The following is a 12,998-nucleotide window of genomic DNA, read 5'->3' on the forward strand; positions in this document are numbered from 1 at the left end:
TTTGGTTTTAAAATCACTAAAAATAAGCCCTGACATGAGTTTTTAAAACTAAAAAATCGAGATCACGAATTACTGCATTTTTTTTAAATCGAGCAAATATATAATTAACGGAAAGATTAACCAATTTATTTATTAATTAATCTCAAAAAAAAGACTGCAAAAGTGCAGCCTTTTCCTTTTTTTCCTGTTTTTATTACACTAAAATCGATTTTAGAGCATCATTCATACCACGAACTGCATCTGCACTTTTAGCAAACAAAGCCTTTTCCTGGTCGTTTAAATTGATATCTACAATTTCTTCGACACCATTTTTACCAATTATACACGGTACTCCTATACAAATATCGTTTTGTCCGTACTCGCCTTCTACAAAAACAGAGCAGGCAATCATTTTCTTCTGATCATTTAAGATACTGTCAACCAAATACGCCACAGAAGCTCCCGGTGCATACCAAGCAGATGTTCCTAAAAGTCCTGTTAGGGTTGCTCCTCCTACCATAGTATCGGCAGCTACTTTTTGCAGCACTTCTTCAGAAAGGAACTGCGTAACCGGAATACCATTATAAGATGCTAAACGTGTTAACGGAATCATAGTTGTGTCGCCATGACCTCCAATAACCATTGCCGAAATATCATTTGCAGGTTTATCTAATGCCAGTGAAAGATAAGTTCTAAAACGAGAGCTGTCTAATGCACCTCCCATACCTATAATTCTGTTTTTTGGCAGTCCTGTAGCTTTTAAAGCTAAATATGTCATAGTATCCATAGGGTTAGAAACTACAACTATTATAGTATTAGGAGAATATTTTAGTACATTTTCGGCAACTGTTTTTACAATTCCTGCATTTATACCAATTAATTCTTCTCTTGTCATTCCTGGTTTTCTTGGAATTCCTGATGTAATAACCACTACATCACTTCCTGCGGTTTTAGAATAGTCGTTGGTAACGCCAGACACTTTTGTATTAAACCCAGTATTTGTCGCACATTGAGTAATATCCAACGCTTTTCCTTCGGCAAAACCTTCTTTAATATCCAACAATACAACTTCGCTTGCAATTCCTCTATAAGAAATAACATCTGCGCAAGTAGCTCCAACATTTCCTGCTCCTACAATGGTAACTTTCATATTTTTTACTTTATCGGTTATTAATAATTGTTTGTTTTATAAATCAACAATTCGTTTAATCGTCTAAGTAAATTTAAACAATTAAACGAATTGAAAGTTGTTTTTTTAATTAGGCATCGATATTTGCGTAAACCGCATTTTTCTCGATGAATTCTCTACGAGGCGGTACTTCGTCTCCCATTAACATAGAGAAAACTCTATCTGCTTCTGCAAGACTTTCGATTGTTACCTGACGTAATGTTCTGAATTCAGGATCCATGGTAGTTTCCCACAATTGTTCTGCGTTCATCTCTCCAAGACCTTTATAACGCTGAATGTTTGCGCTTCCTCCCATTCTTTCGTTTGCCTGATCACGCTGCACATCGTTCCATGCATATTCTTTTTTGTTTCCTTTTTTAACTAAGTATAAAGGGGGAGCCGCAATGTAAACGTGTCCTTCTTCAATAAGCTCTTTCATGAAACGGAAGAAGAACGTTAATATTAAGGTAGAAATATGACTACCATCGACGTCGGCATCACACATGATGATTACCTTATGATATCTTAGTTTTTCTATATTTAATGCTTTACTGTCTTCTGCAGTACCTACGGTAACTCCCAGAGCGGTAAAAATGTTACGAATCTCTTCGTTTTCAAATACTTTATGGTGCATCGCTTTTTCAACGTTCAGGATCTTACCTCGTAATGGAAGAATCGCCTGAAAGTTACGGTCACGACCTTGTTTGGCAGTTCCACCCGCCGAGTCTCCCTCGACTAAGTAAACCTCGCATCTTGCAGGATCCTGCTCTGAACAGTCAGATAATTTCCCTGGCAATCCGCCGCCGCCCATAACGGTTTTACGCTGTACCATTTCACGCGCTTTTTTCGCTGCGTGACGAGCCTGAGCCGCTAAAATTACTTTTTGAATAATAACACGGGCATCATTTGGATTTTCTTCCAGATAATTTTCCAGCATTTCTCCAACAGCCTGAGATACAGGAGAAACTACTTCTCTGTTTCCAAGTTTAGTTTTTGTTTGTCCTTCGAACTGAGGTTCAGAAACTTTTACCGAAATAATCGCTGTTAAACCTTCACGGAAGTCATCTCCAGAAATTTCAAATTTTAATTTATCTAACAATCCAGAAGCATCTGCATATTTTTTAAGGGTTCTTGTTAAACCACTTCTAAAACCTTGCAGGTGTGTACCTCCTTCGTGAGTATTAATGTTATTTACATAAGAAAAAATATTCTCAGAATAACTTGTATTGTAGATTAACGCAACCTCAACAGGAATTTCTCCTTTATCGTTATCCATACTGATAACGTGAGAAACAATTGGTTCGCGGTTTCCGTCTAAGTAACGGATATATTCTTTAAGACCTTCATCTGAATGAAAAACTTCACTTCTGAATTCGCCTTTATCATCAACTTCTCTTTTATCTGTAAACGTGATAGTGATTCCTTTATTTAAGAAAGAAAGTTCACGCATACGAGCAGACAAAGTATCATACGAAAACTCTGTTGTCTGCTGGAAAATAGTATCGTCTGGAAAGAAAGTCTGACGTGTACCTCTTTTATCTGTTTCTCCGATTTGTTTTACCGGATATAATGATTTTCCTCTTTCATATTCCTGCTCGTAGATTTTTCCTTCTCTAAATACAGTCGATTTCATGTGAACCGAAAGTGCATTTACTACAGAAACCCCAACACCGTGAAGTCCTCCGGAAACTTTATAGGAATCTTTATCGAATTTACCCCCTGCACCAATTTTAGTCATTACAACCTCAAGTGCCGAAACTCCTTCTTTTTTATGTAAATCAACTGGAATACCACGACCGTTATCTTCAACTGTAACCGAACCGTCTTCGTTTATTGTAACACCAATGGTATCACAATGTCCGCCCATCGCCTCATCAATAGAGTTATCAACAACCTCGTAAACCAAATGGTGAAGCCCTCGAACTCCTACATCTCCAATATACATCGATGGACGCATTCTTACGTGCTCCATTCCTTCTAATGCCTGAATACTATCTGCTGAATAATTGTTCTTCTTGATTTCTTCGCTCATATAATTTATTCTAAAAAATGTATTTACTGTCTAACACGCAAATATATAAAAACGCAGACTATATACCCATAAAATTCCGACTTAAAGCACTTAAGTTATCAACACAATTGTCTGAAAAACCAAAAAATAATCCTAAAACCGACTTTAAATTCCAATTTTCTTAAATTCTATTTTCCAAAAATGGAAATAACATAAAAAATATCAAATTCCAATTTTTGAAATTCCTAAATTCCAGTATACCTCTGGGCATTAAAAAACCGAAATACATTTTAAAATGCATTTCGGCTTTTATAGTTTTATAATCTCTAATTTCAAATTAGAATTTGGAATTTCTTTTTTGAAATTTATCTTTTATGGTTGTTTTTTATTAAAATCTCCTGCGTAAACTGAACTCATTTTATCAAGAGAAAGGTATTTTTTCAATACGCTGTTTACCTGATCTACTTTTAAAGCTTTTACTTTTGTTTCAAGCTCATCATAATCTTCAAATGGCACACCGAATTGTAAATAGGTATTTGAAAGCTCCATAAGCGTACCGTCAACCCCTAATCTTGTTTTTCTTTCATTTTGCCAGCTTACCATATTTGATTTTAACTCTTCAGCAGTAAATCCGTCTTTTATAGCTTTTGCAATTTCTTCTTTTGCAGCATTTTCAACAGCACTTTTTTTCGTTGGATTTAAAAAAGCATAATAACTCCACGTCGCCGCATCATTTGTAATTGGAATATCTGTAAAAGAACCTGCGCCATAACTTATCCCTTCTTTTTCTCTTAATCTCATAGGAATTCTGGCACTTAAAAAACCACCGCTTCCTAACATTTCATTTGCCATAAGAAACGCTGGATAATCCGGATTTTTTTTATCCATTTTAAAGCTGATTCTTCCTAAAGCAACCGCATTTTCTTTGTCTGGAGTAATAATCTCTTTATCTAATTTCTGCGTTTCAAAATAAGTTGGCAAAGCAAGTTCGTATTTTGATTTCGAATTCCATTTTCCAAATGTATTTTCCAGAATTTCTCCGGTTGTTTTAGCATCTAGATCTCCCACAATACTTCCAACACCATTATTTCCTCCTAAAATATTTTTATAGAAATCAACTATTTCTGATTGCTTAATTTTCTTGAAAGCATCGATTTGCTCCTGAAGTGTTGGTGTATAAAAAATACTTCCTTTAGGATAGTTTGTTGTTACTCTTGAAATTTCTGTAAACGCAACAGATTGAGGATCGTTTAAATTTGATTCTAAATAAGTAGTATACTCGCTTACAGTTTTAGCAAGTTCGTTTTTAGGAAAAGTTGAATTAGCCAGTAAATCTCCTAAAATATCCATTACTTCTTTAAAATTTTCTTTATAAGTATTGATACTGACAGATAACGTTTGTTTTGAAAAATTAAAATTAATAGACGATTTTAATAAATCTAATCGATCCTGAATTTGCTCTTTTGTCTGTGTTTTTGTTCCTGTTTTTAATAACTGAGCAAGAAATCCGGCAACATCGCTTTTGCCAGTTAAATCTTTTTGGTTACTAACAGGAAATTTAAAACTTGCCTGAACTTTTCCGCCTTTTATTTCTTTTTTAATTAATCCATATTTCATTCCGTTAGAGAGTTTACCTTCAACAAAATTTTGTTTTAGATTTTTAATCGAAGCTTCAAACGGCGCGGCTTCTTTTTCCAGCGCTTTTCCTTTATAATCTTTAGTAAAAGCTAAAAGCTGTTCATCAGTATATTCATTTGGTTTTACCCTTACTTCATCTTTAGACGGAATAAAAACACCAACTGTTCTGTTATTTGCTTTAAAATATTTTTCAGCAACTCTTTGAACATCTTCTTTCGTTAGTTTTTCAATAGCGTCTCTGTATAAAAAACCAAGCCTGTAATCTCCGGCTCCAATAATTTCAGTTAAACCTATAGCATACGAAATTGTGTTGTTTTTTACAGCTTCAATTTGTTTGATAATCTTTGCTTTTGCTCTGTTTACATCCTGATCTGTATACTTTATTGAAGCAACTTTATCCAGTTCATTTCGAAAAAGTTCTTTGGTTTCTTTTACATCTTTATCATTTGGCACAGCAGTTCCAAAATAAATAAAACCGGCATCTCTTACAGTTGGCTGCCAAAAATAAACACTGGATACTTTTTGGGTCTCTACTAAAGATTTATACAAATAGCCCGATGGATCTGCTGTTAAGATTTCGCCTAAAGCATCGATTGCTGCATAATCTTTATCGGCATACGATGATGTATGATATAAAGCACCAACATTTTTACTATCTCCGGCTCTTTTAAGTTCTACATATTTTTCTCCGTCCTGAGCCGGCTCGATGGTATATGTTTTATCTAAAACTCTTTTTGGTTTTGGAATTGCACCAAAATACTGTCCAATATACTGCAGGGCTTTTTTCTCATCAAACTTACCTGCAATTACAACAGTTGCATTGTCAGGCTGATAATATTTTTCATAAAAAACACGAAGTGTATTTGCTTTTACTCTTTCAATATCTTCTTTACTGCCTATGGTGCTGTTTCCGTAATTGTGCCATAAATAAGCTGTAGAAAGAATTCTTTCCTGTAAAACGCCGTCAGGATTATTTTCTCCTATTTCAAACTCATTTCTTACTACCGAAAATTCTTTATCAAGATCTGTCTGTAAAATAGTAGAATGAATCATTCTGTCGGCTTCCATCTGAATACTCCATTTTAAGTTTTCATCGCTGGATGGAAAAATTTCATAGTAGTTTGTTCTGTCGAACCAAGTGGTTCCGTTAGCGTGTCCTCCTTTATCTGAAAGCATCTTTTTAATATCGCCTAAATTTTTAGTACTCTTAAAAAGCATATGTTCCAGTAAATGCGCCATTCCTTTTTCCCCATAACCTTCGTTTCTGGAACCTACGTTATAGACGATATTTACGACCATATTGCTTTGGGAAGCATCTGGTATTAAAAGAACTTTTAATCCGTTGTTTAAAGAATACTCTTTAACACCTTCAACATTGGTAATGTACTTGGGTACTTCTACTGTTACTGCCTTTTTTTGTGCATGCAAAGGACTTAATGAAACTAATGCACAGCACAAAATGCCACTTAGTAAAGTGTTTTTCATAGATTTTGTTTGATTGGTTATAAATTTGTTAATGATGACCAAATATAGTATTTTTCTTAAAGAGAAAACTTACATTAACTAAGTTTTAGGAATTATAAAAAACTAAAAAAAACAAAACCATAAAAAAAGTCCGAAACAATCGTTGTTTCGGACTTTTAGATTTATAATCCCAATTGAATTTGGAATTTATGATTTACTATTTTAAAAATTTGTGATTAAACTGCTACAGATTTTACACTTTCGAAATTTCCCTGTAAGTGCGCTGCATTAGCTCTTCCACTAGGATCAAGGTTTTCCTGCCATTTTGGAATCCATTTTCGAACGGTTTGCGCTGCACTGACCTGCGGATAGTATTTATGAAAAACTGATCTGTAATAATAGGCTTCTTTTGTTGTTGGCGTATTATACGGAAACTCTGCAGAAGCGCCTGCCAATTGTTCATCTGTAACTTGTGAAGCACAATATTCAATTAATTCATCGACCCAGTTGTATCCTACTCCATCAGAAAATTGTTCTTTTTGTCTCCATAAAACTTCTGCCGGCAGATACGGATCTTCTGTAGTATCAAATGCTTTTCTTAAAATATATTTTTCAACTCCGTCGTAAGTTTTAGGTTGTTTTTCTTCGGTTTTAATTCGAATAGTAACATCTAAAAATTCTTTATCTAAAAACGGAATTCTCGCTTCGATTCCGTTAGCCATAGTAGTTTTATCAGCACGAAGTAAATCTGCGGTAAATAATTTTTGAACCCTTTCAATAGTTTCATCCTGAAATTCTTCGCTTGTTGGTGCATTTCTAAAATATAAATGCCCTCCAAAAATTTCATCGGCTCCTTCTCCTGAAAGAATTACTTTTACGCCGTTTTTATTGATTACTTCAGACAATAAATACATTGGAACTCCTGAACGTACCGAAATAATATCATATGTTTCGATATGCGAAATAACTTTTTCTAAAATAGCAACACCTTCTGCAACTGTAAAATGTACTTCATGGTGATCTGTTCCTAAAAATGCTGCAGCTTTTCTTGCCGCAATATTATCCGGAGAATCTGCTCCTAAACCAATCGAAAATGTTGGAAGTTTTTTTCCGGTGTCTTTTAATAATCTTGATGCAATTGACGCAATCAAAGAAGTATCTAAACCTCCTGACAATACAGCTCCCACAGGAACTTCGCTCATTAAACGTTTACGTGTTGCCTCAATAAGACTTTCGCGAATTAAAGCCAAATCAAGTGATTGGTTTGCATTTTTATGATCTTCGTATTCCGGGTGGTAATATTTTACAAATCCGCTTTTGGCCGTATAATAATGTCCCGGAGGGAAAGTTGAAAACGATTTACATTGATCTGCAATTGATTTCATTTCAGAAGAAAAATAAATTCTTCCTCTCTCGTCTAATCCATAATAAAGAGGTTTTACCCCAATTGGGTCTCTTCCTGCAATGTATTTATCTCCATCGATGATTACAAAAGCAAAATCACCGTCTAGTTTATTGCAAAAATCATATCCAAATTCTTCATACAAATGCACGATAACTTCTGAATCAGAATTGGTTCTAAAAGTATGATCTTTTAAAACCGTATTTTTTAATTCCTGATAGTTATAGATTTCACCATCATGAACCATCCATGCTTTGTTTGTTCCCTGAATAGGCTGTTTTCCCGACTGCAAATCGATAATAGATAAACTTTCATGACAAAGCACACTTCCATTTTCCATAATATGCAAATCACTTTCGTCAGGGCCGCGGTGCGACATTCTCTTTGAAAGTTCTTTTACAAGCTGCGGGTCTTTTCCTTTACCAATAACGGCTAATAATCCAGACATACTATTCTATTTTTATTTTATTCTTCTGTACGGCTCAAAATAAGCTCAACATTAAAAAATCATTAAAATTTTCCATTAAAGGCAAATCTAAATATTATTTTTCTGATTCCTGCTTTAAAATACTAAAATCGAAGCGATTTAACTTTATTCGGACGAATGCCAAATATAAAAAAAGTAAGTTAATTATTTCACAATTCCATTTTATAAAGTACTGAAAACACAGAATTTAACAATCTAAGACAAGAAAAACGTCCTCATTAGAGAACGTTTTTCGGCAATATAATATATACTAATTCTAATAATTAACTTATTTATGCTTTTATGTAAGCATCGTCGTGAACACTTGCAACTGCTCTTCCAGAAGGATCGTTCATGTTTTTGAATGCTTCATCCCATTCTAATGCAATTTTTGTACTGCACGCAACACTTGCTTCCTGAGGTACACATAAAGCTGCTGCATCACTTGGGAAATGTTCTGTAAAGATAGAACGATAGTAATATTCTTCTTTTGAAGTTGGCGTTTGCAATGGGAATTTGAATCTTGCGTTTGCTAACTGCTCATCAGAAACTTCTCTTGCCACTACTTCTTTCAAAGTGTCAATCCAGCTGTATCCTACTCCATCAGAAAATTGCTCTTTTTGTCTCCATGCTACACTTTCCGGAAGCATATCTTCAAAAGCTTTACGAACAACCCATTTTTCCATTGGATGTTCTTTGTTGATCATTTTATCCTGTGGGTTAATGCGCATGGCAACATCCATAAATTCTTTATCTAAGAACGGTACACGACCTTCGATTCCCCAAGCCGCTAAACTTTTGTTAGCACGTAAACAGTCATACATGTGTAATTTTCCTAATTTACGAACGTTTTCTTCGTGGAATTCTCTAGCATTTGGCGCTTTGTGGAAGTATAAATATCCTCCAAAAAGCTCATCTGCACCTTCTCCAGAAAGTACCATTTTTATTCCCATAGATTTAATAACTCTTGCCATTAACCACATTGGAGTTGAAGCTCTTACCGTAGTTACATCATAAGTTTCAAGGTTGTAAATTACATCACGAACGGCATCTAAACCTTCCTGTATTGTAAATTTAATTTCGTGGTGAATCGTTCCAATATGATCTGCCACTTTTCTTGCTGCAGCTAAATCTGGTGAACCTTCCAGACCTACAGAGAAAGAGTGTAATTGTGGGTACCAAGCATCTGTAGTATCATCTGACTCAATACGTTTTTGCGCAAATTTTTTGGCTACAGCCGAAGTAATAGACGAATCTAAACCTCCAGAAAGTAAAACTCCGTAAGGAACGTCACTCATTAATTGTCTGTGAACTGCGGCTTCAAGTGCTTTTCTAATTTCCGGAATACTTGTTTCGTTGTCTTTAACTGCATCATATTCAGTCCAGTCTCTTTTGTACCATTGTACAAATTCTCCGTCTTTGCTTGATAAATAATGTCCCGGAGGGAATAATTCGATTTTTGTACAATATCCTTCAAGAGCTTTTAACTCAGAAGCTACGTAGAAAGTTCCGTGCTGATCCCAACCTATATACAATGGAATAATACCCATATGGTCACGAGCCACAAAATATTCATCTTTATCAACATCATAAATTGCAAAACCGAAGATTCCGTTTAATTCATCAACAAAACTTACTCCTTTTTCTCTGTATAAAGCTAAAATAACTTCACAGTCACTTTCTGTCTGAAAGTTATATTTTCCTTCAAATTGTTTGCGCAGCTCTCTGTGGTTGTAAATCTCACCATTTGCAGCCAAAACCAGTTTTTTATCTTCTGTAAATAAAGGTTGTTTTCCTGAAGCTGGATCAACAATAGCCAAACGCTCATGAGAAAGAATTGCTTTATCATTGCTGTAAATTCCGCTCCAGTCTGGTCCACGGTGACGAATGATTTTAGACATTTCTAATACTTGAGGTCTTAACGCTTCGGCTTTTTGCTTAAGATCAAAGGCACATACAATTCCGCACATAATTTTATATTTTTATTTGTAAATTTTAATTTGATAGGGCAAAGATGCGGTATTGGTTTCAATCACAAAACATAAATTATAATTTCAGTTTTAATTTAAAATCAAAAAACCTTATTTACATACAAAATGTAAAATTTAAGCATTAAAAAAAGGCGTAAACTTGAAAATTTTAATTTTGAACAGAAAACTGGTTTAAAATTGAAAGTTTACAGCAAATATTTAAATAAAATTTTGAGTTATTTCAGTATTAATGAAAGATTCGTAAAGACGCGAAGGAAAATTGTTTTGGAATTGTATTTTATCTCATCTATAGATCTGCTTTTAAAATAAAATTGATACAATATTCATTAAGCACTTAATTTTTCTCTCGTAAAAAAATAGCACAAAAAAATTTTAAAATAATAAGTACACTTATTATATTTGCACTTATTAAAAAGACGTAGATTATGTGGAAAAGATCGTACTCTGTAACTACTACAGAAATTACTAAAGAACAAATTTGGAAACTCGTAACAGATATTAATAATTGGAAAAATTGGAATGATTCTGTAGAGTATTCTAAACTTTTAGGCGAATTTAAAATTGGAAATTATTTTATTCTAAAACCAAAAGGAGGCCCAAAAGTTAAAATAAAGTTGGTAGAAATTATCAAAAACAAAAAATTTACCGACTTAACAACGTTCCCGTTAGCCAAAATGTATGGAGAACATACGTATGAAGACACTCCGGACGGACTTAAAATTTGTGTTACTATGACTGTAAAAGGAATTTTATCTTTTTTATGGATAAAATTAGTTGCTAAAGAAATTGTTGACGATTTACCATCAAGTATTGCAAATCAAATTGAAACCGCGAAAAAAATCAGCAATGAGTAAATATTGGATAGCTGTTGTTTCTAAAGAACATGCGCAACTGGCAATTAATGGTAATTTTATTCAGGTATGTCACGGAAAAGAAGCACCTTTAAAAAGAATGTACAAAGATGATTATGTAATACTATATTCTTCTAAAATAAAAATGGCAGAAAATGAAAAGTACCAAATGTTTACAGGTTTAGGAAAAGTGATTGATGACGATGTATATTCATTTCAAATGACAGAACAATTCAAACCTTTCAGAAGAAATATTGAATTCCTGAAATGCAAAGAAGTTTCTATACTTTCAATGATTGAAAATCTTGATTTTATTACAGATAAAAAACATTGGGGTTATCCATTTCGATATGGTTTCTTTGAAATCAATGAAAATGATTTTAAATTTATAACCTCAAAAATGATTTGTAAAGAATTATGATTTACAAATTCAAAAGTAAAAAAACTCAAAATGACTAAATCAACAGATAACATTTTTAGTGTAGAAAAACCAGAAGAAAGTTCTGGTTTTTTGTTATGGCAGGTAACCAATCTTTGGCAGCGCGAAATTAAAAAAGCTTTAGAACAATATAATATTACACATTCTCAATTTGTACTTATGGCAAGTATACATTGGCACACTATTCACAAACAAGAGGCAACACAAATTGTATTATCATCTCATACTAAGATAGATCCAATGACAACTTCTACGGTACTGAGAACTTTACAACAAAAAAATTTTATTAAACGACAAGAACACGCTAAAGATACCAGAGCGAAAATTGTTGTACTTACAGATTTAGGAAAAGATATTGCAAAAAAAGCAATTGTCACTGTAGAAGATTTTGATAAAAAATTCTTCTCAGTTTTAGATGCAGAAACTACAATTTTAAATCAAAACCTTAGAACATTATTAAAACAGCAGTAAAATAAAAACTATAAATTCACTTTTAAATCAGTAACACATTTTCGCTGCTACTCTACACTTTCAATCGTATAATGCGTTTTATTAATCTCAAACTGAAACCCCGTTTTATTCCCCATTAAATGTGCTCCAAGCGGAGACTGAGGCGAAAGCGCAATAACATTAATTCCGTCAATGGCAATTTTGGGAAGCGCCACACTTACATACAAATAGATTCCATTTGCTTTAACGAGGCTTCCTAAAACTATATTTTCTGTTGTTTTAAACGGATCAATTTTATCTAAAATACTTTTTTGTTCTATCGCTTCTTTAAGTTTGTTGGTGAGCTTTTCCTGCTCGATATGCATCATCGATAAAGCGGTTTCGTGTTTGTCGCCGGCAGAACCTTTTGCATCATTTTTAGAATCTTCTGTCAGGTTCGAAATCATGTCTCTAAAAACATCAATCCTGTCCTGAACCATTTGTGTATAGTGGGAATATATTTTTTCTTTAAAAGTCATTTTTTAAGGTACAGAGGTGCTAAGATACAAAGATGCTAAGGTTTTTTGTTTATTTAAAGATTAATCCAAAAAACATCCGGATAAACTACGTTGCCGTTTACTCTTTTTAATCCGTCTTTTACAAGCGGAATCACCATGCAGTTTTCCGGCGGAACATCAAACGGCATTTTAATGTTATACTTGTCGCAGCGTTCGTAGCCAAATTTTGGATAATAATCTTCATGTCCCAATAAAACAACGGATTCATAACCAAATTTCTCTGCTATTTCATGACCGTATCGAATAAGCTTGGAGCCAATTCCTTTTCCCTGAAACTCCGGCAGAACAGAAACGGGAGCTAATGCCAGAGATTCAAAAACCTCAAGTTCGTTTACAATCTGTAATTTTGTAAATAGAATATGTCCTACAATTTTACCTTCAATTTCGGCAACGATGGACAACTGTGGAATAAAAGCATCTGATTTTCGTAAGCGTTCGACTAAAAATTGTTCTTTGTGATCGCTGTATTCAAGATTTTCAAAAGCTTTTTCTATTAGCTGAAAAATACTTTCATAATCTTCTTTATTTTCTTGTCTGAGTATGATATTCATTGGATAAATTTAAAAAAAAGCAGCCACAAAT

Annotated in this window: 10 protein-coding genes; 3 read left to right on the plus strand and 7 right to left on the minus strand. The window is 33.8% G+C overall.

Features of this window, described 5'->3' with window-relative positions; all coding sequences use genetic code 11:
• Window positions 1-193: 193 nt before the first annotated feature.
• The 5 genes from mdh to asnB (ABD859_RS13860) form a co-directional block, all read right to left on the minus strand.
• Window positions 194-1,129 carry a malate dehydrogenase gene (mdh, locus tag ABD859_RS13840; RefSeq protein ID WP_345145206.1) on the minus strand — a complete coding sequence of 312 codons (936 nt, stop codon included), beginning with the start codon at window positions 1,127-1,129 and terminating at the stop codon, window positions 194-196.
• Between the two features lie 109 nt (window positions 1,130-1,238).
• Window positions 1,239-3,179, minus strand: coding sequence for a DNA topoisomerase (ATP-hydrolyzing) subunit B (gene gyrB, locus ABD859_RS13845; protein WP_345145207.1), 1,941 nt, complete (start codon window positions 3,177-3,179; stop codon window positions 1,239-1,241).
• A 351-nt stretch (window positions 3,180-3,530) separates the two neighbouring features.
• Window positions 3,531-6,281 carry a M16 family metallopeptidase gene (locus ABD859_RS13850; RefSeq protein WP_345145208.1) on the minus strand — a complete coding sequence of 917 codons (2,751 nt, stop codon included), beginning with the start codon at window positions 6,279-6,281 and terminating at the stop codon, window positions 3,531-3,533.
• A 215-nt stretch (window positions 6,282-6,496) separates the two neighbouring features.
• Window positions 6,497-8,110, minus strand: coding sequence for an asparagine synthase B (gene asnB / locus ABD859_RS13855; RefSeq protein ID WP_345145209.1), 1,614 nt, complete (start codon window positions 8,108-8,110; stop codon window positions 6,497-6,499).
• Window positions 8,111-8,421: 311 nt separating this feature from the next.
• Window positions 8,422-10,098 (minus strand): asparagine synthase B, encoded by a 1,677-nt coding sequence (gene asnB, locus ABD859_RS13860; protein ID WP_345145210.1) that lies wholly within the window; start codon window positions 10,096-10,098, stop codon window positions 8,422-8,424.
• A 446-nt stretch (window positions 10,099-10,544) separates the two neighbouring features.
• On the opposite strand from asnB (ABD859_RS13860), the gene ABD859_RS13865 reads away from it, so the two are divergent.
• From ABD859_RS13865 to ABD859_RS13875, 3 genes are read left to right on the plus strand one after another with little or no spacing between them, the layout of a single operon-like run.
• Complete coding sequence (locus ABD859_RS13865; protein ID WP_345145211.1) at window positions 10,545-10,973, plus strand: SRPBCC family protein; 429 nt, start codon at window positions 10,545-10,547, stop codon at window positions 10,971-10,973.
• The gene (locus ABD859_RS13870; protein ID WP_345145212.1) at window positions 10,966-11,391 is read left to right on the plus strand and encodes an EVE domain-containing protein; all 426 of its coding nucleotides are present in this window, start codon (window positions 10,966-10,968) and stop codon (window positions 11,389-11,391) included. Before ABD859_RS13865 ends, ABD859_RS13870 begins: the two co-directional genes overlap by 8 nt.
• A gap of 30 nt (window positions 11,392-11,421) precedes the next feature.
• Window positions 11,422-11,880, plus strand: coding sequence for a MarR family winged helix-turn-helix transcriptional regulator (locus tag ABD859_RS13875; RefSeq protein ID WP_345145213.1), 459 nt, complete (start codon window positions 11,422-11,424; stop codon window positions 11,878-11,880).
• Window positions 11,881-11,927: 47 nt separating this feature from the next.
• Here the strand turns inward: ABD859_RS13875 and ABD859_RS13880 are convergent, their stop codons facing one another.
• Together ABD859_RS13880 and ABD859_RS13885 are read right to left on the minus strand one after the other, a co-directional pair.
• Window positions 11,928-12,377: a hypothetical protein gene (locus tag ABD859_RS13880; RefSeq protein WP_345145214.1), complete on the minus strand. Its 450-nt coding sequence runs from the start codon at window positions 12,375-12,377 to the stop codon at window positions 11,928-11,930.
• Between the two features lie 53 nt (window positions 12,378-12,430).
• Window positions 12,431-12,967 (minus strand): GNAT family N-acetyltransferase, encoded by a 537-nt coding sequence (locus ABD859_RS13885; RefSeq protein WP_345145215.1) that lies wholly within the window; start codon window positions 12,965-12,967, stop codon window positions 12,431-12,433.
• Window positions 12,968-12,998 lie beyond the last annotated feature (31 nt).

Source organism: Flavobacterium ginsengiterrae, from assembly GCF_039539785.1.
Taxonomy (GTDB): Bacteria; Bacteroidota; Bacteroidia; order Flavobacteriales; family Flavobacteriaceae; genus Flavobacterium; species Flavobacterium ginsengiterrae.